Below are 25,948 nucleotides of genomic sequence, written 5' to 3' on the forward strand. Positions count from 1 at the left end.
ATTTAATGTAAGTGAATAATGTATATCATATCATATTTTGTTAATTAATGTTTGTAGCGCACGTGAACGGTCATGATATTGGATGACTTCAGCCAAAGTCATTTCTGATAGTGTTTTACCATTTTCAGCTTCCATAATATTATCTAACCCATCTAACCATTGTCCACGGCGAATATTATCAGCAACACGTATGCCGCCTTGACCTTTAGCTAAAAATGTTTGCCCATCTGGTGTGACAAGTGCCATAACTGCCAATAAATATCCTGCACGATCCACATTATTTTGATAAAGATTCAGAATATATTGTTGCTCTGCTTCAGTACCAATAATACCTTTCTCTACAAATTCACGTGCGGTTACTACACCAAATCTTTGCGGAAAAGCTTTTAAATAGAGCGCTGTATCATCAGCCAAAATCAGCTCATTAGGCAAAAATTCATGGATAAATGCTGCTTTTGTTGTTGCATTTTGCGTTTGTGACGTCGTTGTTTCTTGAGGAAAAGACAGCTTTTCACCCAATAACTCACGATAATTGATGATTTCATGACCCATCTGTGTCGCTAAAATTTGAATCTCTTTAGTTTTAGCAGAATTGTTTGAAGCTAATATGAAGCGCATCAAATCCGTCCTTCCTTTTGTATCGCACTCAATGTGTAAAATGAGCCTGTGACAACAATTAACGCCTGCGACGATTCACGAACACGCATCGCCAAAGAAATGGCCGCAGAGGCATCATTGGCTATTTCAACATCAACAGATGGATAAAGTGTAATAATCTCTGCTGCCAGTTCATCAGCAGATAGCGCCCGTGTCTTATTACTTGGCGTAACGGTAATCACGCGTTGGACAACGGGTATGATAGCATCTAGCATACCGTGGTAATCTTTATCTTTTAAAACACCTAAAACCAAAGTCGGCTTGATTTTCAAATGCCAAGCATTTAACGCCGCAACTAATCCTTCAATGCCATCAACATTATGCGCCGCATCAAATAAAATATTTGTGTCCTCATGATAATTCATACGACCTAACATTTTAACTTTTGCGAGACCTTCACGTGTTTTGTCCTGATCAAACATATAGCCCTTTTCAGTCAGTGCATCCATAATTTGCAAAACAATACTAAAATTATGAACTTGAAAAGCACCCGGCATACTCAAAAAATATCCTGGTGTCCCATTTATGATCAAATCTAACCCTTTAGGTGTCGTACTGACGATAATAATACTATCTTTTTCATGTTCAAACCAACGTGCCCCTACTGCCGAAGTACGTGCCTTCAAAACTTTGCTTGCTGTTAAATTTTGTCCAGCATAATCAATGACCCAAGTGCCTGGTTTAATGAGAGCTGACTTATTTTCTGCTATTTCAGTAACATTACGCCCGAGTATATTTTGGTGATCCATACTGATTTTAGTAAATACAGTCAACATCGGTGACTCAATGGTATTGGTTGCATCGCGCAAACCACCCAAACCTGCTTCAAATATGACAAAGTCAACTTGTTGATCAACAAAATATAAAAGAGAAATAATTGTAAAGTACTCAAAATAAGATAAATAATTAGTTTTTTTATCATATTTAGCAAGACAAGCAGTTACTTTGTCATAATAATTTAAAAAATCAGCCCGTGTTATCATGACACCATTAATGCAAATCTGTTCACGATCTGTCAAAATAAAAGGGCTTGAGAAATGACCATATGAATAATTATTTGCTTTTAAAACAGCCCCTGTCATAGTACCAGTAGAACTTTTCCCATTCGTACCACTAATGTGAATAATCTTTAATTTTTGATCAGGATGACCTAACCAACTCAAAATCTGCTGCAACTTAGGTACACGTGTATCATCTAGTAAACGCCATGTATTGTCTAAATTTTTAATCACTTTTTTATAACGTGCCTGAATCTTAGCTTCATGTTTATCTAGTTGTTTATCCACTGTCATTCTCCGAAAAGTTTTCTGCCATTTATTTTATCATAAGTTTATTACTAAACAAAAAATCAACTATCAATAGACCCTACTGATAATTTTCTTTTGTAAGCACAGATTATCATGTTTCAGGAAAATCAGTAAATATCGCATTAACACCCCATTTTTCTAATTCTATTGCCATCAAATCATCATCAACAGTCCAGACATTAACTGCTAATTGATTCGCCACTAAATAACTAACTTGATTTTGTGTTAAATATGTCACATCTGGATGAATGTATTTAGCATCAATTTTTTGAGCTAATGCTAAAATATTATCAGGCAATGGTCCCTCAATTAAAACACCAATTGCTACTTGCGGCATTAATTGATGATATTTTTCCAGTAATTCAAGGTTGAAACTTGATACAATCATGTCACTACCAGAATTCACTCGATTTAAAGCTGATACCACACGTTTTAAATAGTATTGTTGATTGTCTTCAGTCACTGCTGTTTTTAATTCGAAATTAACATTTAGCTGATTAGCATTAATAAAATCAATTAACCAGTCCAGTGTAACAATGTGTTCTCCGACAAAATCAGTCCCAAACCAGCCACCAAAATCTATTTTTTGTAATTCTGAGAATGATTTATGATTAACCTCACCCTCACTATCCGATGTCCGATCAACTTGATTATCATGAATTAAAATCAACTGATTATCTGAAGATATATCAATATCTGTTTCAAGCCATGAAACACCTAAAGGTAACATTTTATTAAAAGCTGCACGTGTATTTTCTGGTGCTTGTGCTGAAATACCACGATGTGCAATTTTTATCATAATTCTATCCCGTTTCTATTTTTTAAATTTATGAACTAATAACCTCTATCGAGATCAACAACATTTTGTACAAATGTACCCTCGGTTACAAATGAAGGCACATTCTTTTCGAGAAATGTAAATAGTCCACCTGCACGTCCAGTTTGCGCATTCTCACCCCAACTTGTATGCTGTGTTAATAAGATTTGTGATCGTTCAAATAATGGATGATTTTTTGGCAATGGTTCTGGTGTCGTCACGTCTAGTGCAGCGTACTTAACGCGCGAGTCATCAATTGCCGATAGCAATGCTGACTGATTCAATGTTGTTCCACGGCCAATATTAATAAACAAAAAAAGTTGGTTCATTTGTTCAAAAAAACGTTCATCAAAGAAATTGTCAGTTTCTGTCGTACCTGGTAAACCATCTACCACGATATCTGCCTTAGCTAAGCCTTCTTGGTAATCTGTCATAGCATAAACTCGATCAAAATTTGGCACTTGGTGACCCGTTCGGTTCACACCATAAACAGTACCACCAAAACTTTTAATTAATTTAGCAATTTGTTGTCCAATTCTACCAGTGCCAAAAACTAATACTGGTAATTCACTGACAAGATATTGATCAGTGAATGGCTCCCAATGTGTTCGCGTTGCATACATGTGCAACCCACGAGCAAAGTATAAAATATAACTCAAAACTGTCTGCGCAATAGGCAGCGCCTTCAAACCACTAGCATTTGTAACAGTGATATCCCGTGCTTTGAGTTGCGCTAATGGTAAGTAATCTACACCAGCAGACTGTGCTTGAATCCACTTGAGTTTAGATGATGGATTCGTTAATATCTCTTCACCAATAGCATTGTCCCAACCATAACTAATTACAATTTCTGAAATTTGACTTGCCTTAATCGTATCAGGCGTCACCACTTCAATGCCATATTTTGCTAAAAAATTGCGATTTTCAGTATTTAAAACTTTGACTGCTAGAAGTAACATCACTAATCTCCAATCTATTTTCTTTAATTATATTAAACTTTTGGATTAATAGCACTATTAATGTAAAAAAAATTAATAAATGAGTTTATAATTAAAATGTTGACATTTAATTATAGTTATGCCATAATTTAAACATCAACTCAAAGGAAAAAGAAACTAATGCATATGTCAAGTTCATACAACTTCACAAACCTCATTACGATCAGCGTCGTCATTATTATCTGACTTCTCGCTGGTCTACTTTTGGTTGCCAGTTGAGAAGTACTCTCAACTGGCGTGAAGATGTTGAACTTCTCAATATCTTAAAAGGCGCTAGTAGTATCTAGCGCCTTTTTTCTTTTTTCTTTAAAATACAAGCACGTATGCGACTGATATCTCATCACTCACATACACCAAAAAACGGAGGATTCAATTATGAATGCAGCTGCAACAAATGCGCCAAAAAAGGCCGAAAACGAAAAAACCTTGATCGACCAAAAAAATCCACCACGTTCTACACGTGACGTCGTGTTTGATGTTTCGACCGGTATTTCTAATATCATTCTCGCGGTTCTTGGCATGGGACTCCTAATGTCATCAATTGGTAATTTATTTAATTTCACGCCACTTGTTCAGGCGGGCCTCATGGGTCAAAAAATGTTAGCTCCAGGACTTGGCGTTGGAATTGCCATTATGATGCGTGCCAATATCTTAACGACTGGAGCTGCATTAATCTCTGCAACAGTTGGATCAAACGCAGTGTATTTTACAACAACTGCCTCCCCAGCAGCCCACACTGCTACTGGTTGGGTGGCTGATCAAGCTGCCGGGTCACTAGTTATGACCTCTGGTCAACCTATTTCCGCTGTTCTGGCTGCGCTAATGGCAGTTTTAGTCGGTAATTGGCTAACCGGAAAAACACCGTTGGACATGATGCTTGTGCCGCTTGGTGCTGTGCTTGCTGGTACATTTTTTGGACTCGGTGCTGCCGCAGTGACAACACCATTTCTAAATTGGGTATCTGAAAATTTGGCTTCAACAATGCAGGTTAACCCATTGCTTGGTGCATTCGTTGTTTCTACTGTTTGGTTTATGTTCCTGATGACACCCGCTTCGTCAGCAGCTCTTGCGATTGCCGTTATGCTTGATCCTTTGTCTGGTGGTGCTGCGTTAATCGGTACAACTGCTGGATTTGTCGTTTATACTGCGATGGGCTGGACGCAAAATAATTTGGGTGCTAATTTTGCTCAAACAATTGTCACACCAAAAGTTCAATTCACAAACCTATTAAAAAGTCCCTTATTGTTCCTTGGTCCTGCAATGATTGCAGGCGTTTCAGCTATGTTTGCAGTTGGTGTCTTTAATTTAAAAGTACCTTTTGCTATTGCCGGCCTTGGATTAAATGGCTTCATTGCCCCCTTAGCATTGGCTGCCACTAACCCTCGTGGTTTATTACTGGTTGCTATCTTTGGTATTGTTGTTCCTACTATCAGCAGTTTGGTTTTTTATTACCTACTTAAAAAGTCTGGTAAGACAAAGACAAACGATTTGCATTTAGATGTTGTTTAAATTCAAATTAAGCGTTATAGTATTATTATATTTTTATAAGAAAGAAGATTGACTATGTCACAGAAAAAAGCAGAACCCTCAGATTTTAATTGGTCAGAACTTGGTTTTGAGTATCACGACTTGCCTTATCGCTTCCGTGCTTACTACAAAGATGGTAAGTGGAGTGAAGGTGGTCTTGAAACTGACTCAAATCTGCCAGTTAACGAAGCCGCAACAGGTCTTCATTACGGTCAAAACATTTTTGAAGGTTTGAAAGTTTATCGTCGTAAAGATGGTGGCGCTAATATTTTCCGCCCAGATCGTAATGCACAACGTTTCCAAAACTCAGCTGACCGTCTAATGATGGCACCAGTTCCTGAAGAATTATTCCTACGTGCTTTGAAAGAAGTTACAAAGGCCAACAAAGACTTTGTCCCACCATATGGCACAGGCGCAACTTTATATCTTCGCCCATTTGAATTTGGAGATGGTCCCGTGGTTGGTGTTCACCCAGCTGATGAATATGTCTTTGAGGTTTACGCAACACCAGTTGGTGCCTACTACAAAGGTGGCTTAACACCAACAGCTTATGTAACAAATCACTTTGATCGTGCCGCTCATGGTGGTACCGGTGCTGCTAAGGCTGGCGGAAACTATGGCGCTTCAATGATGGCTGGTAATCAAGCACATGCAGCTGGTTACTCAGATGTTGTTTACCTTGATCCACGTTTACATGAAAATATTGAAGAATTGGGTTCAGCTAATTTCTTTGGTATCACAAAAGATGGCCGCTTCCTAACACCAAAGTCACCTTCAATTTTGCCATCAGTAACAAAATATTCATTGCTTGAGGTTGCTAAGGAACTAGGACTACAAGCTGAAGAAACAACGATTTCAATCAATGACTTGGATCAATTTGCTGAAGCTGGTGCAATGGGTACCGCAGCTGTGATTTCTCCTGTTGGTTCTATCACACACAATGGCAATAAGCATGTTTTCTATTCAGAAACAGAAGTTGGTCCATGGACTCAAAAGCTATATGATCGTTTGACAGCTATCCAATATGGTGATGAAAAAGGTCCTGAAGGCTGGGCTGTAGACGTTCCACTTAACTAATAAGCAAAATAAAAAAGTTACTTGCATTAAAGTAGCTTTTTTATTTTGCTTATTGACGCATTTAATTTTTTTTGCTATACTTATATAGTTGTCTGATAGAGATATCGGACATCACTGACCATGGCTCGTTGGTCAAGTGGCTAAGACGCTGCCCTTTCACGGCGGAATCGAGAGTTCGATTCTCTCACGAGCTATATCAAGTCGCAACTTCGGTTGCGGCTTTTTATGTTGTTCTTAAATCCAAACAAAAATAGAAGCAAGGCGTATAAGTCGCTTATTGCTTCTATTTTTGTTTAATTGTAAATACTCTTTTAGCTGGTTGTTTTTTATTAGACACAACTGTTTTGTGTGTTACTTTTGGTTTAGTATGATGATTAGCTGTGTCACGTCTATTTTTATCACGAGACCGACGTTTATTTCTTGATGGCTTTTCTTTTTCAACTTTACGCGGATTTATATTTTCTAAAACAAAGTATGGTGCACCAAAGTTAACATATTCATATAAATAATCTTGCAATGCATCAATCTGATCTTGTTTGACATTTGTTTTGCTATTATTATAAAAACCCTTTAATCGTAGCTGACCTGCTGAAATATCACCGACAAGAAAATCATATTGTGCTAACAATGGCGTATAACGAATAGCTAACTTATCCGCATCAAAAGCTGATTTGAAATTTTCAACTAATATTAATATTAGTTTATCAATTTCCACCTCATTATCTTGCACAATGACTTGATAGGCTTTTTTTCGCTCTTCTTGTTGTAATATTGTCCGTTCTTTCAATGTTTCATGATCCATATGTTCACCTCTTCTCGTAAAAATCGCCCGGTCGGCGACTGTATTTGTCTTGATAATACTTTGCCATGAGTTCACGTAGCAAAATATTTAATTTAATTTGGATTGGTGCGGACTGAATAACTGGAAAAAAAGGTACCCATTTATAATGGTCCAATGTTGCAATCTGATATCTACCGGTCAATTCTATCTGATGCCCTTGATATAATATTTCACCATTACGTTGACGATCAACCCCATCGAATCTCAGATAACCAAATGTCTTCCCTCGGAAGCCACTCCCTTTCATGTCCAGAGTTGACAACCATTGTTGCTGAGATGTTATTTCATTTAATAATTCAACTATCTCAGCCCCAGTTAGTGTCATTAGCATAGGATTAATAGCATGCGGCATGCTTTCAAGTAATTCATACTGCGTCAGTTCCCCATATGGTAAATTATCTACAAACATACCTGTGGATACCATTGCAGCTGGCACATCAAAGTATTTTTTTAAAGCACGTAATGCATCATAGGTCTGCTCATCAGATGTAATATCACGCGGAATTTTGGCAACTTTATGAGATTCTAATAATTTCTTCCCAGTTTGTAACCAACCACGAATGAGGTGATAATCCTCATCCTCTTCAGCCATTTCATAGGTTGGTGTGGTCACGGCCGATTTTTTTATAATCTGATGATTATTAGATACTGTCAGTGTAATATCCCCGGCATGCTCACCATATCGACCAGCGGCTGCAAGTAATGTCCCATTAACCATTTTACCATGATCCAGTAAATGATGCGTGTGCGCACCAATAACGACATCAATATCATATTTCTCACCAATATGTTGGTCCGTTGGCAATCCTAAATGGGAAAGCAATACCACAATATCTGATTCTGCCCGTAATTTTGGTAGCAATCGATCAATCGTATTATCAACTGAATAAGGCTGCCAACCAAGCGACGGATAAGTCAGTTGATAAGGCGCAGTTAATGCAAAAACACCTATTTTGGTTCCCTGTTTTGTTGTTAATATTTTATATTCATTCGCCCATTTTGGTTGATTTTTATTAGGTAATTCTTTTAAATTAGCTAATAGTACATCGAAGTTAGCTTGATCATATAAATGATTCATGGCTTCATGAGACAATACCAAACCTTCGTTATTGCCGATAGTAACGGCCGTATAGTGAGCTGCATTCATGAGCTCAACATTACCTCGGCCCATTGTGGCGTCAGTTAACGGGTGTAAGCGATCAATCGCATCGCCAATATCAAAAGTATAACTCTCTGAATATTTTGCCTGCTTAGTGTTTAAAAAACGTAAGAGTCGCGGCCAATTCCCCAAATGTGAATGAATATCATTTGTATGTAATAAATGTATTGTCTCCGATACCATTTAATACCTCTCCTAGTTCATACCATAATTGTAATTAATATCTAAACTCGCTGTAAATAATCAGTTCTTTTAGCCTGAATAATATGAATGATTTCTGACTCACTCAAGGGTGCACCAAAACTAACACTACCAGATGGCAGATAATCAATTTCAGGTGAATCAATACCAACATTAATATTTTCCTTTTGATGAACACTATAATTATGTATATGCCCATGTAAATTGATTTTGTTCTTTGTTATGCCAAACATCAATGGATAGTGTGTCAAAAAAACTTCATAATGATTGAATTTAATACGTGTTCCCACTTCATGAATCGTAAATTTAAGATTGCCATTAACAGTGACATAATTATTAGCCATGAGAAATTTCAATAATGACATATTATCATGATTACCCTTAATGATAACCAAATTACCATTTAATCGATTTAATATTTCTAACGTCTTCGTCATAATCAAGTGAGATGGCTTAGTAAATGCCAAGCTAATATCACCCAAATGATAAACTGTATCGGTTTGTTTAACCTTATTGTTCCAACTTTCAATAATTTTCTCATTCATCTCTTCGGAAGTTATAAATTGAGAACGTGGTGAAAACACTGGACTATTTAATAATGATTCATGATAGAAATGTGTATCCGACGTATAAAAATTCATATAACACCTCTTTATTAATACCATTCTACACCTAAAATAGCAAAAGACGCTGCAAAATGCCGCGTCTCATTTACCAAAGCCATACAAAAAGTCAATAAAGTCAGATAAATTTGCCGGAAAAGCATTTAGACCCCAGATAATTTTTTCTGGTTGTCCTGGAATTTTAAACCGAACGCCCCATTCGTCATTCAAGCTAGGATCATCATGAGATGGACCACGATATTCAGACATCCATGTATTAATAAACGCCAATGACTCCTCAGCAAAATGATCCCACACTTTTGTCATATCAACCCATTCGTCACGATATCGCCAATTAAACGGTTCACCCTGTTCATTGAAGTGGGGGTTATAAAAATCAAAATGAGTATCTAAAATATCTTTAGCTTGTTGACTTTTATCATCCTTTTGCCAAAAAGCGTGCCCTTCATGGCGCTTAACATACACATAGTTAAATCCGCTAGCTAAGTTACCGCGATAAAATACTAAAAAATCTAGTCGTGCTTGCCCCATATTAGCCCTCAATTATTATCAAGTCTTTACTGATGCCTGTGGTTAAATTCTCATAACCACTATCTGTTACAATGACATCATCTTCAATACGGACACCACCTTTACCAGCTAAGTAAATCCCTGGTTCAATCGTTAATAAATGTCCCACTTGCAACTCGTCGCTTGAATGTGCACTTAATGCTGGACCTTCATGTATATCAAGTCCAACACCATGACCTGTCGAATGATTATAAGCCTCACCATAACCGTGCTCTGTAATATAATCTCGCGCAACACGATCAATTTCGCTGCCAGAAATACCAGGTTTCACGGTTTCAATAGCATTTTCATTTGCTTGCAAAACAACATGATATATGGCCTTGAGTTCGTCACTAATTGGACCGACAGCAATGGTACGTGTAACATCTGATGTATAGCCATCAACATAGTAGCCAAAATCAATGGTTACTAATTCTCCATTCTCAATAACTTTGTCAGTTGCTTCACCATGAGGCAAAGCCGAACGATATCCGGATGCAACAATTGTATCAAACGATGCCTTTTCAGCACCATATTTTTTTTGCAAACGATCCAGTTCATTGGCCACTTGTCGTTCGGTCATACCTGGTTGAATAAGAGGTATTAATTCATTGAAAGCCTTAGTAGAAACTGCGGCCGCTTCACGTAATGCAACTAATTCAGACTCATCCTTCACCTCTCGCAAAGCTTCAATAGCTGAAGGTAATGCGTCAAATTCAATATCAGCTGGTAATAAGTCGTCAATATAATCATAAATATTGTATGGCAAGTCAGCTTCAAAAGCCAATTTTTTAATATGAAATTCTGTTACTGTAGCGATGGCCTCTTCATAATAAGAACGTGTTATTTTAAAATCAACGCCTTCTGGTAATCGATTTTTGTAATCTTCTTCATACCGTGAATCAGTGATTAAACGTGCATTATCTAAAGTCACTACAACTAGTCCATCACCAGTCCCACCGTCAAAACCGGTCAGATATTTCATGTTGATACCATTATAAACAATCAAAGCTTCCAGATCCATTTTTTTTAACAACTTTTGTAATTTTACTATTCGCATTTTAAAATAATTAGTCATGTACCATTAGTCCTTTTAAATAAATCAGTATCTTCATTATAGCACACCTATTTATGAGCTATTAGCTCGTTACTATTAATTTAAATACAACAAAAAAACCAGAAACAATTGTTCTGGTTTGTAATTTTGATTACTTTGCAGCAGCCAAAATTTCGTTATACTGTTCACGTGTGTAAACAGATACTTGACGCTTTTCGCGACCTTTACGCTCAAATCTAACAACACCGTCTGTTAAAGCAAACAAAGTGTCATCTCCACCCTTTTTCACGTTTACACCTGGATAAATATGTGTACCACGTTGGCGATAAATGATTGAGCCCGCTGTCAAATCTTGTCCATCAGCAACCTTAGTTCCTAAACGACGACCAGCTGAGTCACGACCGTTGGCTGAAGATCCGCCACCTTTGTGGTGAGCGAACATTTGTAAGTTTTCTTGATTCATCAACATAAGTCTATTCTCCTTTACAAGTAGTGATTACGCGATTGAATCAATCTTCACGCGTGTATATGGTTGGCGATGTCCTTGCTTGGTATGCATGTTCTTCTTGGCTTTATACTTAAAAGTAATAACCTTCTTTTGCTTACCTTGCTTTTCAATAGTACCTGAAACCTTAGCGCCTTCAACGAAAGGTGTTCCCACCTTACCGTCAATCAAAACAACTTGGTCAAAAGTTACTTTTTCGCCTTCAGCTGCATCCAACTTTTCAACGAAAATTGTATCACCTTCAGCGACTTTATACTGCTTACCGCCTGTTACAATAACTGCATATGCCATTATTGAATTCTCCTTATACTTAGACTCACCATCCCAGGCGGGCCAGCTCTAGTCTGACTCGTGCTTCAACCTGTTCTGAGTGGTTGTAGCTATGCTAACAACCTTTAAATTATACCAAAACTTTATTATCCCGTCAAGACAGCAAATTTCATTTACTATCGGATAATTCAAAATCAAATAAACTTAATCCTGTTTGTGTCCATCCGCTCGTATTGATACGCAAAATCTCAATCAAATCAGAAAGTAAGTCAGGCTGTGGTAAGTTCATGTCTTCTAGCAACCATTTAGCAATTAACGCCCAAAAACCACCAGTCACAATTTCCCATTGAAATGTCTGACGACGTCGTACTTTTTCATCATCCAATGTTGATAATTGTGCTTGCATTTGTGTTCTCATACGTGACATCAGGGCCGCAAAATAATCTTTATCCTTATTTAAGTTCAAAACAGCATTATAAAATGCTGCTCTTTCACTAACGGCTTGAATCATCTTGACTAAATTAAATTTGCCATGAATATGTTGTGTAAACTCTAACAATAACACGTTATTAACTTCAGAAATTAAGTGATCTTTGTTCCTATAATATTTATAAAATGTACCGCGCGTTACATTGGCACGTTTCAACAAATCAGTAATTGAAAAATCCGTTTGTGTAGTCAATAATATAATTGTTGTTTCTTCTATTATTTTCCTTGTCCGAATAACACGTGCATCTTCTTTTTCAGCCATAATTCCCTCAAGATTTACGAATAAGCACAGATTCATACCTATTCTTCATTTTTGGCACCGATCTTATAAATTGCTGACTCGATATTTAGGTCAGTTTTCATTTGAGTAACAATATCTGCACGTTGTGCTGAACTTTTGTTAATTGCGTTAACTGACATGGTGATAATCGTATTAAAGCCATTATGAAAACGTGAGGCAACACTACCATCGATATTGTAGTGCCCTTTTTTAGCCGCCTGCACGATTGTGACGATCCCTTGGCGACCATACAAAGCTTCACGTAAAGATTGCGCATCAGGTCCACTTAAATTGCTACTGTTATTTTTCACAATAGTGTCACTCGCTTTTTCAATCGTTACCATCGTTTTCGGTTTTGTATAATCAAAATCGCTTAGTGCAGTAATCAACTCATTAATATCTTGACGTGAATCTTCTAAATGACGATAATCTGTTTTTGGCATTGAAACGCCTGCATATTTTGGTTGTTGATTAAAAGTTGCAAACGCCGCGAGCAGTGCGATAATCACGACACCTAAAGCAATAAAAGCTTTTCTCATATTTTAAATTTCTCCATACTTTCCATATGTCTAGTATACTATGAATCCTAAATTTTAAAAACATGCAGTTTGGATCTTTAATATTCACAAAATATATGATAATATAGATAGAGTATTGCGTTGGTAGCTCAGCTGGATAGAGCAGCCGGTTTCTACCCGGCAGGTCGAGGGTTCGACTCCCCCTCAACGCATTTTAACCGTTTTATCAACTTTGTTGGTAAAACGTTTTTTTAGTTAAATGCATTGGTATGACTGGGTTTATGACTTGTCACCAGTGTTCTTTAGCTGTCATGAATAAGTACGTAAAAACAATATTAAGGCTACAAATAAAAATAACGTAATCTGTATTTAAGAGCAATTATTTTTCATAACGTATCATACTTTAGAGGTGATAATTATGAATAAGAAATCTGTAAACAACATGCTGCTAAAACACATTTTAACCGTTTTATCAACTTTGTTGGTGGAACGTTTTTTGTTTGTAAACATTGTTTTATCAATATTAGTAGCGCAATAATTCCTTAAATTAGCTAAAAATTAATATAAAACGACCCAACGAGTGAATTTACCCCAGCTACGGGAACTCAGAGCACTTATTTTTATGTAATAAAAAAGCACCCGTTAAGGTGCTGTAATTGCAAACTATTAGCTGACAACTACTATATACGTCAGCCCCTGGAATATACTTCAATTTAGATAAAAGAAGTATGGCGATTGTAAAATCACTGGGCTAACTAATATATTGTATCACTAATCTTGCCAAAAGTAAAATCAACTTATGTGAAATAAACCATACCAACCCTCAGCGTGCCGTACTGTTGGATACGAACAGATACCTATTAACTCGGTCCCACGAACTGAACTATTGCTACTTGCAGCAACACGTGACATTTCTAAGTCAATGGCTATCATTCTTGAATCAAACATTACCTGTGCGTTTCCTTCTTTGATTTTCAGGTTGTCACCTATATTTATTATGGTATATGGCGACCTCTTCTAATATTTTAATAACATGTAAGTGCTATACTTTACTGGTATTCCCTACTTGTATATCGTGTATCGCGTGAGTTCAATTCACGTCTCTCAAGTATGACTCTGAACTAAGCTAATAATCAGCTGAAATAATCATAAAATATCTTTTGCATAAAAACAGTCAAAAAATGGACGGCTAGACTATCCCCTATTAGATACATTATAATAACAAGGCAAGGCTTACAAATAAAAGCAACATTCATACACCACAAAGGAAAGATCACCATGAAATTCATTAACAAAAATACCATCATTACCATAGTGCCTATAATAGTTATTATTGGTATTATCTATAAAATAAATCAGCCAGTTAAACAAGGCTTGGACGCCAACAACAAAAATACTTCTAAAAAGATCCACTCTACTCGTTCACAAAGTGCTCTGTCTTCAAATAGTAGTTCATCGCATAATAATAATTCATCGAGCAGCAGTGCCACTGATGAACCAAAATTTTCAAGCGATAATAGTTCAAAAATTGGCTGGTCATCTAACAAGCAACACGAACTGTCATTGTTTATGGCAGAATGGCAATCTCGTATGAATCAATCATTCGTCGGAACTTACAATGGTCAACAACCAAATTACTATGGCCTCAAATTTCCAACAAGCATAACCAATGGGCACTTGAATGGCCATATTAAATTCAATGATATTACGACTGATGTTAAATGGTCTCCAGATGGTTCAGCCCACGCAACCCACAAGCTCGTGGCAATTGCTTCTGGAAAAATATCAAATGATAATTTTAACTTAGCACTATATTTCTTTGTTATAGAAAATAACCAGCCGATAGTTTATGTATCACAGACAACAAATGGCGATGATCTATATTTCTCTGAAACAAAAAATACTGATCTTCAAAATGGTTTCACTGATATCTTTAATGATTAAAAAATCTATTATTTGCCTTCTCCTTGGTATGATAGATTTTTTTGTTAATGCTATAATAGTCATAAAGTATCAAACGTTTAAGTTTTTTGTTTGAGATACACTATTGGTGCTAGAACTAAAGCAACAAGTTTTAGGAGATTATTATGGGACCATTAACATTGTTGTTTACTTTTTCTGTCCTAATGATGTCTATTTTAATTATTGGACTGATATTACATAATAAATATATGATCATTGGTGGTGTGATTGGTGTCATTATTCAGGTAGCAATCATTATTCTGTGGTGCTATTTTTGGTTCCCTTTTTACAGTTAACATTAGGCGAGTTCGTTGATAACTCAACACCAGAGTAACGCATCCCCCATTTTTAAAAATAAGTATGGAATAAATCAATTATTTTTTATCCTCAAATAATAAAAACACTACTAAAATTTAGTAGTGTTTTTTAATGTTACAATACCCTGTAACCCTTGTTGCTCTAAAAGTGAGCCTTAATCTTATAAATAGGTTGACCCTTGGCCATAAACTTCTGTTCATACTCTGTTTCGATATTACCAGCAACTTTATCTTCATCAGCATGTAAATCTAAAGTGAAATCTTCTGATGTCCAGCGCATGCCGTAATCCATAAAACTCACCATTGAATATTCAAATAAATGTCGGTTATCTGTTTTAAATTCAACTTCACCCGCTTCTGGTAAGATAGCCTCATATGACTGCAAAAAGCTTTTATAAGTCAATCGTCGTGATTCATGCCTTGTCTTAGGCCATGGATCTGAAAAATTTAAATACAGTTTTGAAACTTCGTTCTTTTCAAAATAGGTTTCTACACCATTCCCATTCCCATAGATATACCGTAAATTTGGTAACTTACCAACTGAATCAAAACTTTTACGTGCAGCAACGGCGACAGCCGTTTCTTGAATTTCCATCCCAATATAATTAATTTCTGGATGTGCGAGCGCCATGCCCAAGATGAATTGCCCTTTACCAGATCCAATTTCAATATGGATAGGCTGTTCTTGGTCAAACAACGACTGCCACTTTCCAATCTGTAAAGCCGCATGTTCTTGGTCAATCACGATGTCTGAATGATTAGTTAACCACTCTCCTGCCCAAGGTTTTGATCTAAGATGCATAATTAATCTCAACGTTGTCATAACCAATCAATTAGTCAGCACACTTTTAAATATTCAAAGTTTACTGCAAAAAATAATCGGATGATATTTCAACGTTCCTGCTTTCTTTTATTATTTTTGATTGCTTTTTTTATTACTAAATTGTCTGGGAATATATATATTATTTAAAAATACTATGATAACAGCTAAACTAATAATCGTCATACCAACTGCTTGTAAACCATGTATGATACTCGCTATGATCATAATTATAGTAGCTAGTGCCATCAATTGACCACTCAATAGTCGGAACGCTTTTTGCTTTGCTCTTATATCAATCGGTAATAGACGTGTCCACATATTTTTCTGTGTCTCATCATATAATGGTAACATTTGAAAAACAACTAAATAAACAGTCAATGCACCGACAATAGCAATTAACCAACTAGGTGCTGCTTGGAGCGCATACACCATAATGGCACCGACTGCTATCAAACGTAACACCAGTGGTAAAATTTCTACATCACGAGCCAATCGTGTAATATATAAACGATACATGACAGAACGATGTTTTGCAAGTTTGAAAACGACATAATCTAAGTATCGTCGACGTTTGATCGTCTTTGGTTGATGTGGTACATTGGCAAACATCGCATAAAAATGTAACACGCGTTGCTCATGTTTCTGGGCTTGTAAGTTGGCTTTATGCCAATCAATTCCAATCTTTGCGGCCATCCCTTGGCTAATGAAAAACATTTTAGCTATTATGACTGCCACTAGCAGCCAGCTAACTGTCAATACCAAAAGCCATTGAATCGATAGCAATAATATTATAGCTATCATAATCACCGGTATGCTGAACCTAAAAATGGAGATGTTCATCATCGGATGTGTCATGAGCCATGAATTAAACGATTGCCGTGTCTTAATCAGTAAACTATCACGCTCACCCAATAATGATAGCCACTTATAAGTCATGATAAAACCTGCTAGTAAGGCTAGTCGTGTCATATCACCATTATAAATTTTCCAAAATATCGGTATAATTGTAGCCATAAATATAATCTGCCACAAAAATGCATAACTACAACTCAGAATGACTGAATAGTTTAAATATTTTTTTATAATCAATTGATCGCTGCCTAACAAAAATAAACGATCTGCTGGTTTAAAATAGGTCACCAAATGTCCCATATTTAAGCCAATTACTAACCAAAGTGTATTAAATAATGCCCACCAAAGCTGATGCCAAAACTCATCTGACTGCTGTGTGACAAATAGTTGCCGGTAAGCCAATAGCAAACCACCAATAGCAATCATTAAGAATACAATAAAATGATCATTGAATAGTAAGCGTAAATACTTTAAATTTGTTCGTTGATTTCTAGCAAACCGCTGCATGAATAATTTATTCAACACCATCTGCTGACTCCTTTTGCATCATATCAAACAAATCATCTAGTTTAGCAAGTGGCAATTGATAGCTATCAGCTAATAATGTTGGTGTCCCAATGAACTGTACTTCACCATCACGAAGCACAACAAATTCATCCACGAACGCTGTTGCTGAACTAAGTAAGTGTGTCGTCATCAACACACTATCACCTTGATTAGCCTGTTGACGCATCAATTCAACAACATCACGTTGCGCCAAAGTGTCTAAGCCCAGAAAAGGTTCATCAACAATTAAAAGTGGTGCCTGTAACATAAATGCTGACACCAGCATGACTTTTTGACGCATCCCTTTTGAAAAATGAATTGGTAGCCAATGTAGCTTGTCTTCAAGACGGAAACGTCGGAGCAATGATAGAACATTCTCCCACGTCTCATCATCATCCAACCCATGCGCCGCTAACATGAGATGTAGATGTTCAGCTAATGTCAACTCATCATACAAAATCGGTTGCTCCGGAATATAAGCAATTTTTGATTTAAAAGCAGTTGGTTCTTGCACAATGTTAGTGCCATTCAGTACAATTGTGCCTGAAGTTGGCTGCAACTCACCAATAATATGATTCATTGTTGTTGATTTACCGGCACCATTCAAACCAATTAGCGCAACAATTTTACCGTTATCGACGTTAAATGACACGTTTTTTAAGATACGATTACCAGCATAACCGCCAGATAAGTTTTTTATTTTTAATCCCATACCTACTATTATAACAGGCTGGGCGCTTTATTTGATATAATAAAGATAGTACAATCATGAATGGGGATTAATTATGGATATTTTTGATAAAATTATTGTCGGTGAAATTCCAAGTTATAAAGTATACGAAGATGATGACGTTGTTGCTTTCTTAGACATTTCTCAAGTAACACCTGGGCACACACTCGTTGTACCAAAAAAACATGTGGATGATATTTTTGATTATGACAAGGATATTTCTGAAGCCGTGCTGCTTAAATTACCTATCATTGCACGTGCTATCAAAGCAAGTGATGACGACATCACTGGTATCAATATTCAATCAAATAATGGTACGTCAGCTGGTCAAACTGTTCGTCACTCACATTGGCATCTCATCCCACGTTATGATGATGACAATTTAAATGACAAACTCGCACCTACTATCGATAATAGTGCTAACTTCTCAGCGGAACAATATCAAACAATTGCTGACGCAATCGCATCACAATTCTAATTGAGGTATATAAATGAAAATTTTAGATAATATCAAAAATTTATCAGCTCAACTTAAAGAAATTAGTCGCTTACTTAATCAACTCAAAGCACAGCAAAAAAATTTAGTTGAGCAAGTTGATCAAATCAAAACTACAAGTGATGAAATTCAAGTAGAAATTGAAAAAATGAATTTCAAAAACAAGCCACACTTAGATCGTATCAAAGAAACAACAGAACATTTAAATGATCAACTATCTAAGTTTAAAGCGTAGTTGTTTATTTTGTGGTAGAATATTTAGAATACTAATCAGAAAAGGAAACAAGATATGCGTAAATTCATTTGGGGATTAATCGTCGTAATTTTTTGTGGCGGTCTTATCTTCCTTAGTTTAAATTCATCAAAAACTTTGATGACATCAGATTCAGGTAAAATTACAGAAAAACAATTCATGACTGACTTGAAGAAATCATCAGCTGGTCAACAAGAATTCGCTAACATGGTCATTAATAAGGTACTTGCAGAACAATATGGTACTAATGTATCAAAGTCGGACGTTCAAGATGCCTTTGATACACAGAAAGCACAGTATGGTGACGCGTTTAAATCGACACTAGCATCAAACAACACAACTGAAGAACAATTTAAGACAAGTATTAAAAATAATCTAATTGTTACCGAAGCGGTTAAGGCGAACTACAAAATCACTGATAAAGAAATTCAAAAAGCCTATAAAGATTACCACCAAAATACAACAATATCGATGATTACGGCTAAAGATGAAGCAAGTGCTAAAAATGCTATTGCCGATTTAAAGTCTGATAATAGTTGGGAAACTGTTTATAAGAAGTATACAACTGATAAAACATATGAAAAAAGCAATGGTCAGTTGCCAGCTTTTGACTCAACAAGTACGACTGTTGATCCAGCAGTACAAAAAGCTGCATTTGAATTAAGTAAAGTTGGAGACTATACAACTTCTCCCATTACCGGATCAACTGGTAGTTACTATGTCATTAAATTAGATAAAACAACTACAAAACCTAGTCTAAACAGTGTTCGTAGTAAACTGTCAGACCAAATTGTATCAAAATTCTTAACTGATCAAAAAAATACATCAAAGGTTCAAGCTATCATCGGTAAAGTCTTACGTAAAGAAAATGTTAATGTTAAAGATGCGCAGTTGAAAACTGCATTGAACACCTACCTTACTGCAGGTATTTCATCACCTGGTAAATAATAATACATAAAAAACGTAACCAAAATGGTTACGTTTTTTATTTTACTCTGATGATGATTTAAAGAAACGCCGGTTATCTAAACCAAAAATCCTGTCAGAAAATGAACCATCAGCCGTTTTTTCTAATGCACCTGTTATCATTTGAATGCTAGCATCCATCTCATCGATTTGATGCAAAATTTCTGCTTCCAATATATTGGGGCGTACAGGTGACCCATATTCTAACTGACCATGATGAGATAGAATGGTGTGTCGCAATATAACCATATCTTCTGATTGTAAATCAAAGTGTAATTCATTTGCTGCTAAAACGATTTGTTCATCAATCAGCGTGATATGGCCAATTAAACTACCAACAACTGTGTATTTTGTTGCAATCGGTCCAGATAATTCAATTACTTTGCCTAGATCATGTAATAACGCACCAGCAATCAGTAAGTCTTGATTCAGTTGTGTATACTGTGCTGATACGCTTTTGGCTAATTTCGCAATTGACAATGAGTGAAAAGCTAACCCACCTGCAAACGCATGATGATTCATTTTGGCAGCAGGATAACGTAAAAACTGATCATGGTAAACATTAAATAATTTACGTACTAACCGATTCCAAGTTGGGTTAGTAATCATCAGGATAAAGTCGTTCAGCTCATCATCCATGTCATCTTCTTTAATTGGTGCATGAGCCATAAACTCAGCTGGGTTGTCAGGTTCCCCAACACCGGACAGACGAATATTTGTAATTTGTACTTGTGGTTTATCTTGATATGAACCTCGTACACCCTGTAATTGTACAATCTTACCAGGTAATAATGTACTAATATGGGATTCAGTGGCATCCCATAAGTTCCCAGGTAAATCGCCTGAGCGATCTGAAAATACCATACTTAAATAAGTTTTTCCATTTTTAGTTAATCGTATATCAGCACTTTTAATTAGCGCAAAACTATCAATGTGCTCAGTATCTTGAAAATCTGTCAACAATTTAACCATAATATACTCCCTTTATAATGCTATTATTTGTTTAACATGTGGGTCTGAAAATGCTGTGGTAAAATAAAAAATTTGCTGTTGCTGCGCTATTTCTTGTAAAATATCTAGCATGATTGCTCGCCGATCATCATCAAAGTTAACAAACCCATCATCAATCAGCAAAGGGACTGACACAATATCTGCAATGACTTGACTTAAGGCTAATCTCAGAGCAACATAGAGCTGTTCTTGCGTGCCAGTTGATAGCTCACTTACACCAAACTTGTGACCATCTTTCTGTACGAGTGACAGATCATCTTTAACGAATTGTGTGTCAATATAATTATTTTGCGTTAACCTTGTAAAATATTGCGTAGCAATTTTTTGCATTTTTGGGAAACGATTTTGTGAGGCTGCTTGCAGCGCGCGATTAATCCAATCCACCGTCAATCTTTCAGCAAGATATTCACCAAACTGATCGTTTAACATCGTCTGTTCGTTAGCTAATTCTTGCTGTAAAGCTAAAAATTGGTCACTACTGGTGCGCTGTTGTTGTTGTGCTTGTAAATCTGATAACTGGGCTTGTTTAGTAAATGCAGCTTGCTGAGCTTGATTGTACTCTTTTTCTACGTTATCTAATTGTTCCTGCAAATCAGTAATACTATCAATTTGTTGTAATTGTTCCATCATCTCTGGCTTGATCTGTTGCATCATATCATTGAATCTTTGATTTTTACGCAACTGCGCTGTTGCTTGTTGCTTTAAAGCCATCAATGACTCACTATCTTGAACCTGATACTTTTTGAAAATAGCTTGCTTTGCAGTTGAATACTCTAACAGTGAGGATTGCATTTTTTGAATTTCAGTTAAAATTTGTTGTTGCCTTTGTGCAAATAGTAATTCGTTATTTTGTAAACGTAACTGCCATTGATCATTGCTATGCATTAATTGTGACATTGTCATTTCAAGGTCATCAGGGCGTACCACTATATTTAGAAAGTTAGTAATTGGTTCTAGTTTATTGACAAGCGTATCTCTAGTTGCATCAATATTAGCATCCAACTCACTAATCTGTTGCTCTTTCTGTAGCATTCTACGAATATCGGACTGAGCTGCGTTAATTTCCGTAATTGACAACATACCATAACGTTGTCGTATTTTAGACTGCTTATCTCGATGTTGTTTTAGAAAGAAATAACCGAGACCGGCTATGAGCGCAGCTAAAATTAAAGCTGGTTTGAAGATAAAATACATTACTGCGCCAAATAAGACGGCAACAATGATAATTATCAAGCCATAGTCTTTTTCAGATAGTGCATCTTTCTCACTGTCTGTTAGGGGCTTGGGTACCTCAATTTTAAAATTGGATCGTATACCATCAACTTCGTTGATTAAAACAGCACGTTCTTTTTCTAAATTTTGAAGGTGATGATTTTCAACTTCCAGATTTGCAATAGTTGACTGATCATATGGTGCTTGCTTATTTTTTGTCGATTGTTGTTGCTTTTCTTCATTAAGATTTTGCAAAGATTTTCGACTAGTTTCAGTCATAATTGCTAGACGCCGGACTTCATCAATATCCTCATCTGACACTAACGTAGTTTCAGAGGTCAGCGTCTCCCTCAATGCCATTGCTTTTTTATAAAGCGTATATTGTTGCATTAAATATTGTAAATTCTGCATTTTTTTTGATAAATCTAATATTTGAGATTGTTTCTTATTTAATGCTTTTTGTTGCAATTCGATATCTGATTGTCCATTTACATAATCCGCTACAGCATCATTTTTATCATGTAATGCTTCACTATTCTTCTCATAACGTCTTGTGGCTAAATTCAAAGGTCTTTTCCCTGTCGAACGCTGAGCAAATTGCTTATCAGCTTGCTTGACAACATCATTAGCCACATCAAGCCAACTTGTGCTACCCACAGCACCTATATTTAACAGTAGTTTTTGTAGTTCAATAGGTTTTAATTGAGCAATTTGTGCTAAATCGCGTTGGCTAAAATTAAAGATATCATCAAACGATGCCCTTGTTAACGGTAGTAATTGTTGTGATAACCATTCTTCCGGGTGTTCTATCACTATTTGACTAGACATATCTGTAATTGTCAATTCAGATTGTGTTCGACTAATGCGCGTAATTTTATAGTCATTTTGACTCACAGTAATAACTAAACTACCGCCATATTTGCTACCATCTTTAGGATCATATACATTATTTTGCCCTTTTTTTGTTGGAAAACCAAATAAAACGCCGATAATGAAAGCACGTAGCGTAGACTTACCAGACTCATTTTGACCAACAATCGCTTGAAAACCATCGGAAAAATCGAAGGTTTGCTGTGACCATCGTCCAAACCCACTAATTTCTGCTTTTTTGATTTTCATTATTCATCACGTGCCTTTCTAGCCTGCATAATTTGCCACATTTTCTCTTGTAACACGGCTTGTCCATCTTCACTCATGAAATACTCTCTAACAAAAACAGGTGCTTGATTCGATAAATAATCTGATACATTAAAATTTTCAAAAATTGATTGTAACGATGATTTCCAATATTTCTGATCAATATTGTCCTCAGCCAATACAGCTGTTGGTGCTTTTTTCAACCCAAGACGTACAACCCACAAATTATCTGGCAATTTAGCACGTACTTTTTCTAACGTTAACCCGCTTAACACGCGTTCAATCAATGTATTATTTAATTTTGCGGTAATATCAACTGAAAATAGTGTTGTTTTTTCTGTTTGATAATTTACAATTTGTGTGACTAAATCATCTTCATCAACCATTTCTGAAATGGTTAGATTTTCCCATATAACAGCTGCAACGGGTTTAAATTCGGGTATTAACTTATTGTTATGGCTAGTAACTAAATAATAACCTTTTGGTCCGACCTCTTTGCGATTTAATCCCTGTAAATTGCCCGAGTACCCAATAAAAGGCGAATCATTTAATGTTTGCCGAACGTGAATATGTCCTAAAGCCCAGTAATCATAGTTTTTGACTAACATATCATTAACAGAAAATGGCGCATATGCTTCACCGTCAACGCCAAGTGCACCATGATATAAGCCAATATGATAATCTGCTGCTATATCCTTAGGCGGGAAATTATCAATAAGTTGTTCTTTTTGACGTTGTGTTTGATAGCTAAAGCCTGTCAGAGCTATCTGTTCCCCACTGTTTAAAGATAAATACTTAGTTTCTATAGATTGTGCAAATATGTGAATGTTTTCCGGCCAAGGTAAATGTTTTTGCTTATTTGCCTCAAAATCATGGTTCCCAAAACTCAAATATACAGGTATCGCAGCAGCATGTAATCTCTCAAACTGTACACTCACCATTTCTTGAATCTGTGGTCCACTTTCAGATGAATTGTATAAATCCCCTGGAAATAATACAAAATCAACGTTTTCAGCAATAGCTGAATCAATCAACTTTTCAAAGGCTGTCAGTGTCGCATTTTGTATTATTGGTTTTAAATGCTCTGGTAATTGTTGATCTAATCCTAAAAATGGATTTCCTAGATGAATGTCGCCTGCATGGATAAATTTCATAACCAACCTCTAATTTTTGAACAAATGTTCGTTTAATGTTATTATACTGAAAATAAACCGTTTTCTCAACTTGTGAAACCCCTTACATATATGCTATTATAGAAGTAGTTTAACTAAGGAGACAATAAATATGGCAATCCACAAAATTTTGTTTGGTACGTATACCAAACGTCTATCAAAAGGTTTATATGAAGCAGAATTGGACACAGACAAAAAACAGCTTCAAAATCCAACTTTCATTGGTCAATTAACTAATCCTACTTATTTAGCCCTTTCAAAAGCTAATAAAATTTACGCTGTTGAAAACCGTAATGGTCAAGGCGGTGTAGTCACATTGGATAATGCAAAACGTCCTGTGGTTGAACTTGACGCCAAATTGACTGAAGGTTCCGCACCAGCTTATATGGGCATTGATGAGGACCGTCAACTGCTCTTTGCTGGATACTATCACCGCGGTACTGTTGAATCATATACTATTAATGCTGATGGCTCACTATCACTAAGTGATACTTGGCAAAACGAAGGCTCAGGTCCCCGACCAGAGCAAAGTTCATCACATATCCATTTTGCTAACTTAACACCCGATAAACGGCTAGTAGCGGTGGATCTAGGTAGTGACGAAATCATCACTTTTGATGTCACCGACAACGGTCAACTAACAGAAGACTCACGCTTTAAAACAGAAGAAGGTTTTGGTCCACGTCATATTCGTTTCTCACCAAACGGTCAGTATGCTTACGTGCTTGGTGAGCTTTCAAGCCTGTTAAGTGTCTTAAAGTACAACTCTGATGATGGTTCATTTGAGCATATTATGACTGCTTCGACAATTCCCTCTGATTGGACTGAACATAATGGCTCAGCTGCCCTACGTTTAAGCCATGATGGTCGCTTTATCTATGCTACTAATCGCGGTCACAATTCAATTGCTGTTTTCAAAATTGTTAATGGCGGTACCGAGATTGAACGTATTCAGCTCATTAGTACTGAAGGTGAATTTCCACGTGACATGAATTGGGATAAAGATGAAACTTTCTTAGTCGTTGCTAACCAGGACACTGATAATGTTTCATTATACGATCGAGATGAAACCACTGGTGAATTATCACTCCTACAAAAAGATTTTGCTATTCCAGAGGGCGTGCGCGTCACTTTTGAATATTAATTTTAAAATATTATTGTTCGCTATCAAATAAAAAAAGTAACTAACCAAATAATTTGGTCAGTTACTTTTTTATATTACCAAAACTGTTTTTAACTGAGTTTTTAGCATCAATGATTGTATCTTTTTCTGCTCTACAAGTCATTCTACTTCTTTAGTTGGCACAATCATAACCCATTCCACTCAGATTTTTGAGATACGCCACTGGTTCATGAAACATTAAAAACAGCCTACTCTAAGTCAACATTTATGAGACTTACATCTCATACAACGTTTCCATTACGCTCAAACTTGTCTGCTAAACCAATGCTCAACGCATCCATTTGCCACTATTTAGTTCAAGCTTCGAGTAAACTGTCATCGGATTGAAAGAAATCCATTCCAATCATCGTCAAGAATGATTGCAACAACTTAAGTTGTTATGAGGACTTCCCCCTAACCTATGTCTATAGTAT

General features: G+C 36.3%; 28 protein-coding genes, 2 tRNA genes and 1 other annotated feature. Of the genes, 10 read left to right on the plus strand and 20 right to left on the minus strand.

The genetic code is table 11. The annotated features are described in order from the left end of the window. Nucleotides 1–30: 30 nt before the first annotated feature. From FGL89_RS01345 to FGL89_RS01360, 4 genes are all read right to left on the minus strand, one after another. Complete coding sequence (locus FGL89_RS01345; RefSeq protein WP_147000280.1) at nucleotides 31–618, minus strand: non-canonical purine NTP pyrophosphatase; 588 nt, start codon at nucleotides 616–618, stop codon at nucleotides 31–33. Beyond that, entirely contained in the window at nucleotides 618–1,943 is a 1,326-nt protein-coding gene (locus FGL89_RS01350; RefSeq protein ID WP_147000485.1) for a bifunctional folylpolyglutamate synthase/dihydrofolate synthase, read from the minus strand. The genes FGL89_RS01345 and FGL89_RS01350 overlap by 1 nt, the downstream gene beginning before the upstream one ends. Nucleotides 1,944–2,055: 112 nt before the next feature. Then, nucleotides 2,056–2,763 (minus strand): glycerophosphodiester phosphodiesterase family protein, encoded by a 708-nt coding sequence (locus tag FGL89_RS01355; RefSeq protein WP_147000281.1) that lies wholly within the window; start codon nucleotides 2,761–2,763, stop codon nucleotides 2,056–2,058. Between the two features lie 35 nt (nucleotides 2,764–2,798). Continuing rightward, nucleotides 2,799–3,740: an NAD(P)-dependent oxidoreductase gene (locus FGL89_RS01360; protein WP_135198106.1), complete on the minus strand. Its 942-nt coding sequence runs from the start codon at nucleotides 3,738–3,740 to the stop codon at nucleotides 2,799–2,801. A gap of 414 nt (nucleotides 3,741–4,154) precedes the next feature. Between FGL89_RS01360 and FGL89_RS01365 the strand changes: the two genes are divergently transcribed. The 3 genes from FGL89_RS01365 (at nucleotide 4,155) to FGL89_RS01375 (ending at nucleotide 6,577) form a co-directional block, all read left to right on the plus strand. Next, the gene (locus FGL89_RS01365) at nucleotides 4,155–5,288 is read left to right on the plus strand and encodes a PTS sugar transporter subunit IIC (RefSeq protein ID WP_135197352.1); all 1,134 of its coding nucleotides are present in this window, start codon (nucleotides 4,155–4,157) and stop codon (nucleotides 5,286–5,288) included. Nucleotides 5,289–5,342: 54 nt separating this feature from the next. Continuing rightward, nucleotides 5,343–6,383 (plus strand): branched-chain amino acid aminotransferase, encoded by a 1,041-nt coding sequence (locus tag FGL89_RS01370; RefSeq protein ID WP_014974198.1) that lies wholly within the window; start codon nucleotides 5,343–5,345, stop codon nucleotides 6,381–6,383. Nucleotides 6,384–6,505: 122 nt separating this feature from the next. Beyond that, nucleotides 6,506–6,577: transfer RNA gene (locus tag FGL89_RS01375), tRNA-Glu, on the plus strand. 89 nt (nucleotides 6,578–6,666) lie between these two features. On the opposite strand, the gene FGL89_RS01380 is transcribed toward FGL89_RS01375, so the two are convergent. The 9 genes from FGL89_RS01380 to FGL89_RS01420 form a co-directional block, all read right to left on the minus strand. Next, the gene (locus tag FGL89_RS01380; RefSeq protein ID WP_147000282.1) at nucleotides 6,667–7,185 is read right to left on the minus strand and encodes a YutD family protein; all 519 of its coding nucleotides are present in this window, start codon (nucleotides 7,183–7,185) and stop codon (nucleotides 6,667–6,669) included. A gap of 4 nt (nucleotides 7,186–7,189) precedes the next feature. Further along, the gene (locus FGL89_RS01385; protein ID WP_147000283.1) at nucleotides 7,190–8,566 is read right to left on the minus strand and encodes a bifunctional metallophosphatase/5'-nucleotidase; all 1,377 of its coding nucleotides are present in this window, start codon (nucleotides 8,564–8,566) and stop codon (nucleotides 7,190–7,192) included. 41 nt (nucleotides 8,567–8,607) lie between these two features. Next, nucleotides 8,608–9,225, minus strand: a complete 618-nt coding sequence (locus FGL89_RS01390; protein WP_147000284.1) for a metallophosphoesterase family protein — start codon at nucleotides 9,223–9,225, stop codon at nucleotides 8,608–8,610. Nucleotides 9,226–9,291: 66 nt separating this feature from the next. Continuing rightward, complete coding sequence (locus tag FGL89_RS01395) at nucleotides 9,292–9,738, minus strand: hypothetical protein (RefSeq protein WP_014974194.1); 447 nt, start codon at nucleotides 9,736–9,738, stop codon at nucleotides 9,292–9,294. 1 nt (nucleotide 9,739) lies between these two features. Continuing rightward, nucleotides 9,740–10,834, minus strand: coding sequence for an aminopeptidase P family protein (locus FGL89_RS01400; RefSeq protein WP_147000285.1), 1,095 nt, complete (start codon nucleotides 10,832–10,834; stop codon nucleotides 9,740–9,742). A 130-nt stretch (nucleotides 10,835–10,964) separates the two neighbouring features. Beyond that, entirely contained in the window at nucleotides 10,965–11,282 is a 318-nt protein-coding gene (gene rpmA / locus FGL89_RS01405) for a 50S ribosomal protein L27 (RefSeq protein WP_014974192.1), read from the minus strand. Nucleotides 11,283–11,309: 27 nt separating this feature from the next. Next, nucleotides 11,310–11,609 carry a 50S ribosomal protein L21 gene (gene rplU, locus FGL89_RS01410; protein WP_014974191.1) on the minus strand — a complete coding sequence of 100 codons (300 nt, stop codon included), beginning with the start codon at nucleotides 11,607–11,609 and terminating at the stop codon, nucleotides 11,310–11,312. Nucleotides 11,610–11,620: 11 nt separating this feature from the next. Next, nucleotides 11,621–11,704, minus strand: a sequence feature (ribosomal protein L21 leader region). Nucleotides 11,705–11,757: 53 nt separating this feature from the next. Beyond that, the gene (locus FGL89_RS01415; protein WP_014974190.1) at nucleotides 11,758–12,339 is read right to left on the minus strand and encodes a TetR/AcrR family transcriptional regulator; all 582 of its coding nucleotides are present in this window, start codon (nucleotides 12,337–12,339) and stop codon (nucleotides 11,758–11,760) included. 38 nt (nucleotides 12,340–12,377) lie between these two features. After that, complete coding sequence (locus tag FGL89_RS01420) at nucleotides 12,378–12,896, minus strand: molecular chaperone (protein WP_147000286.1); 519 nt, start codon at nucleotides 12,894–12,896, stop codon at nucleotides 12,378–12,380. Between the two features lie 117 nt (nucleotides 12,897–13,013). Here FGL89_RS01420 and FGL89_RS01425 point away from each other — a divergent pair. Next, nucleotides 13,014–13,087: transfer RNA gene (locus FGL89_RS01425), tRNA-Arg, on the plus strand. A gap of 580 nt (nucleotides 13,088–13,667) precedes the next feature. Here the strand turns inward: FGL89_RS01425 and FGL89_RS08590 are convergent. Next, nucleotides 13,668–13,823, minus strand: coding sequence for a hypothetical protein (locus FGL89_RS08590; protein WP_186727197.1), 156 nt, complete (start codon nucleotides 13,821–13,823; stop codon nucleotides 13,668–13,670). Between the two features lie 330 nt (nucleotides 13,824–14,153). On the opposite strand from FGL89_RS08590, the gene FGL89_RS01430 reads away from it, so the two are divergent. Both FGL89_RS01430 and FGL89_RS08595 read left to right on the plus strand, forming a co-directional pair. Further along, complete coding sequence (locus FGL89_RS01430; RefSeq protein WP_147000287.1) at nucleotides 14,154–14,819, plus strand: DUF4767 domain-containing protein; 666 nt, start codon at nucleotides 14,154–14,156, stop codon at nucleotides 14,817–14,819. 143 nt (nucleotides 14,820–14,962) lie between these two features. Beyond that, nucleotides 14,963–15,133, plus strand: coding sequence for a hypothetical protein (locus tag FGL89_RS08595; RefSeq protein ID WP_019040266.1), 171 nt, complete (start codon nucleotides 14,963–14,965; stop codon nucleotides 15,131–15,133). Between the two features lie 163 nt (nucleotides 15,134–15,296). On the opposite strand, the gene trmB is transcribed toward FGL89_RS08595, so the two are convergent. From trmB to FGL89_RS01445, 3 genes are all read right to left on the minus strand, one after another. Further along, nucleotides 15,297–15,956 carry a tRNA (guanosine(46)-N7)-methyltransferase TrmB gene (gene trmB, locus FGL89_RS01435; RefSeq protein WP_147000288.1) on the minus strand — a complete coding sequence of 220 codons (660 nt, stop codon included), beginning with the start codon at nucleotides 15,954–15,956 and terminating at the stop codon, nucleotides 15,297–15,299. 111 nt (nucleotides 15,957–16,067) lie between these two features. Further along, nucleotides 16,068–17,357, minus strand: a complete 1,290-nt coding sequence (locus FGL89_RS01440; protein WP_147000289.1) for an ABC transporter permease — start codon at nucleotides 17,355–17,357, stop codon at nucleotides 16,068–16,070. Beyond that, nucleotides 17,344–18,087, minus strand: coding sequence for an ABC transporter ATP-binding protein (locus FGL89_RS01445; protein ID WP_147000290.1), 744 nt, complete (start codon nucleotides 18,085–18,087; stop codon nucleotides 17,344–17,346). The genes FGL89_RS01440 and FGL89_RS01445 overlap by 14 nt, the downstream gene beginning before the upstream one ends. Before the next feature lie 73 nt (nucleotides 18,088–18,160). On the opposite strand from FGL89_RS01445, the gene FGL89_RS01450 reads away from it, so the two are divergent. From FGL89_RS01450 to FGL89_RS01460, 3 genes are read left to right on the plus strand one after another with little or no spacing between them, the layout of a single operon-like run. Beyond that, nucleotides 18,161–18,583 (plus strand): HIT family protein, encoded by a 423-nt coding sequence (locus tag FGL89_RS01450; protein ID WP_014974184.1) that lies wholly within the window; start codon nucleotides 18,161–18,163, stop codon nucleotides 18,581–18,583. Between the two features lie 13 nt (nucleotides 18,584–18,596). Next, a complete protein-coding gene (locus tag FGL89_RS01455) occupies nucleotides 18,597–18,836 on the plus strand; it encodes a hypothetical protein (RefSeq protein ID WP_014974183.1) in 240 nt (79 codons plus the stop codon). 54 nt (nucleotides 18,837–18,890) lie between these two features. Beyond that, nucleotides 18,891–19,802, plus strand: coding sequence for a peptidyl-prolyl cis-trans isomerase (locus FGL89_RS01460; protein ID WP_147000291.1), 912 nt, complete (start codon nucleotides 18,891–18,893; stop codon nucleotides 19,800–19,802). Between the two features lie 42 nt (nucleotides 19,803–19,844). Here the strand turns inward: FGL89_RS01460 and FGL89_RS01465 are convergent, their stop codons facing one another. Genes FGL89_RS01465 through FGL89_RS01475 form a run of 3 tightly spaced genes read right to left on the minus strand, consistent with a single transcriptional unit; the run spans nucleotide 19,845 to nucleotide 24,334 of the window. Further along, complete coding sequence (locus FGL89_RS01465) at nucleotides 19,845–20,792, minus strand: 3'-5' exoribonuclease YhaM family protein (protein WP_147000292.1); 948 nt, start codon at nucleotides 20,790–20,792, stop codon at nucleotides 19,845–19,847. Nucleotides 20,793–20,804: 12 nt separating this feature from the next. After that, nucleotides 20,805–23,162: an ATP-binding protein gene (locus FGL89_RS01470; protein ID WP_147000293.1), complete on the minus strand. Its 2,358-nt coding sequence runs from the start codon at nucleotides 23,160–23,162 to the stop codon at nucleotides 20,805–20,807. Then, nucleotides 23,162–24,334 (minus strand): metallophosphoesterase family protein, encoded by a 1,173-nt coding sequence (locus FGL89_RS01475; protein WP_147000294.1) that lies wholly within the window; start codon nucleotides 24,332–24,334, stop codon nucleotides 23,162–23,164. The genes FGL89_RS01470 and FGL89_RS01475 overlap by 1 nt, the downstream gene beginning before the upstream one ends. A 130-nt stretch (nucleotides 24,335–24,464) precedes the next feature. Between FGL89_RS01475 and FGL89_RS01480 the strand changes: the two genes are divergently transcribed. Next, nucleotides 24,465–25,496: a lactonase family protein gene (locus tag FGL89_RS01480; RefSeq protein ID WP_147000295.1), complete on the plus strand. Its 1,032-nt coding sequence runs from the start codon at nucleotides 24,465–24,467 to the stop codon at nucleotides 25,494–25,496. The last annotated feature ends 452 nt before the right edge of the window (nucleotides 25,497–25,948 follow it).

This window comes from Leuconostoc carnosum (assembly GCF_007954525.1).
GTDB classification, from domain to species: Bacteria; Bacillota; Bacilli; order Lactobacillales; family Lactobacillaceae; genus Leuconostoc; species Leuconostoc carnosum.

Excerpts from the sequence above, each read along its gene's own strand:
- rpmA (WP_014974192.1), bottom strand. The coding sequence starts at position 11,282 with ATGTTGATGAATCAAGAAAACTTACAAATGTTCGCTCACCACAAAGGT.
- FGL89_RS01450 (WP_014974184.1), top strand. The coding sequence starts at position 18,161 with ATGGATATTTTTGATAAAATTATTGTCGGTGAAATTCCAAGTTATAAA.
- rplU (WP_014974191.1), bottom strand. The coding sequence starts at position 11,609 with ATGGCATATGCAGTTATTGTAACAGGCGGTAAGCAGTATAAAGTCGCT.
- trmB (WP_147000288.1), bottom strand. The coding sequence starts at position 15,956 with ATGCATCTTAGATCAAAACCTTGGGCAGGAGAGTGGTTAACTAATCAT.
- FGL89_RS08595 (WP_019040266.1), top strand. The coding sequence starts at position 14,963 with ATGGGACCATTAACATTGTTGTTTACTTTTTCTGTCCTAATGATGTCT.
- FGL89_RS01475 (WP_147000294.1), bottom strand. The coding sequence starts at position 24,334 with ATGAAATTTATCCATGCAGGCGACATTCATCTAGGAAATCCATTTTTA.
- FGL89_RS01355 (WP_147000281.1), bottom strand. The coding sequence starts at position 2,763 with ATGATAAAAATTGCACATCGTGGTATTTCAGCACAAGCACCAGAAAAT.
- FGL89_RS01470 (WP_147000293.1), bottom strand. The coding sequence starts at position 23,162 with ATGAAAATCAAAAAAGCAGAAATTAGTGGGTTTGGACGATGGTCACAG.
- FGL89_RS01380 (WP_147000282.1), bottom strand. The coding sequence starts at position 7,185 with ATGGATCATGAAACATTGAAAGAACGGACAATATTACAACAAGAAGAG.
- FGL89_RS01420 (WP_147000286.1), bottom strand. The coding sequence starts at position 12,896 with ATGAGAAAAGCTTTTATTGCTTTAGGTGTCGTGATTATCGCACTGCTC.
- FGL89_RS01390 (WP_147000284.1), bottom strand. The coding sequence starts at position 9,225 with ATGAATTTTTATACGTCGGATACACATTTCTATCATGAATCATTATTA.
- FGL89_RS01445 (WP_147000290.1), bottom strand. The coding sequence starts at position 18,087 with ATGGGATTAAAAATAAAAAACTTATCTGGCGGTTATGCTGGTAATCGT.
- FGL89_RS08590 (WP_186727197.1), bottom strand. The coding sequence starts at position 13,823 with ATGTTTGATTCAAGAATGATAGCCATTGACTTAGAAATGTCACGTGTT.
- FGL89_RS01400 (WP_147000285.1), bottom strand. The coding sequence starts at position 10,834 with ATGACTAATTATTTTAAAATGCGAATAGTAAAATTACAAAAGTTGTTA.
- FGL89_RS01370 (WP_014974198.1), top strand. The coding sequence starts at position 5,343 with ATGTCACAGAAAAAAGCAGAACCCTCAGATTTTAATTGGTCAGAACTT.
- FGL89_RS01460 (WP_147000291.1), top strand. The coding sequence starts at position 18,891 with ATGCGTAAATTCATTTGGGGATTAATCGTCGTAATTTTTTGTGGCGGT.
- FGL89_RS01360 (WP_135198106.1), bottom strand. The coding sequence starts at position 3,740 with ATGTTACTTCTAGCAGTCAAAGTTTTAAATACTGAAAATCGCAATTTT.
- FGL89_RS01480 (WP_147000295.1), top strand. The coding sequence starts at position 24,465 with ATGGCAATCCACAAAATTTTGTTTGGTACGTATACCAAACGTCTATCA.
- FGL89_RS01455 (WP_014974183.1), top strand. The coding sequence starts at position 18,597 with ATGAAAATTTTAGATAATATCAAAAATTTATCAGCTCAACTTAAAGAA.
- FGL89_RS01395 (WP_014974194.1), bottom strand. The coding sequence starts at position 9,738 with ATGGGGCAAGCACGACTAGATTTTTTAGTATTTTATCGCGGTAACTTA.
- FGL89_RS01385 (WP_147000283.1), bottom strand. The coding sequence starts at position 8,566 with ATGGTATCGGAGACAATACATTTATTACATACAAATGATATTCATTCA.
- FGL89_RS01440 (WP_147000289.1), bottom strand. The coding sequence starts at position 17,357 with ATGGTGTTGAATAAATTATTCATGCAGCGGTTTGCTAGAAATCAACGA.
- FGL89_RS01345 (WP_147000280.1), bottom strand. The coding sequence starts at position 618 with ATGCGCTTCATATTAGCTTCAAACAATTCTGCTAAAACTAAAGAGATT.
- FGL89_RS01415 (WP_014974190.1), bottom strand. The coding sequence starts at position 12,339 with ATGGCTGAAAAAGAAGATGCACGTGTTATTCGGACAAGGAAAATAATA.
- FGL89_RS01465 (WP_147000292.1), bottom strand. The coding sequence starts at position 20,792 with ATGGTTAAATTGTTGACAGATTTTCAAGATACTGAGCACATTGATAGT.
- FGL89_RS01365 (WP_135197352.1), top strand. The coding sequence starts at position 4,155 with ATGAATGCAGCTGCAACAAATGCGCCAAAAAAGGCCGAAAACGAAAAA.
- FGL89_RS01430 (WP_147000287.1), top strand. The coding sequence starts at position 14,154 with ATGAAATTCATTAACAAAAATACCATCATTACCATAGTGCCTATAATA.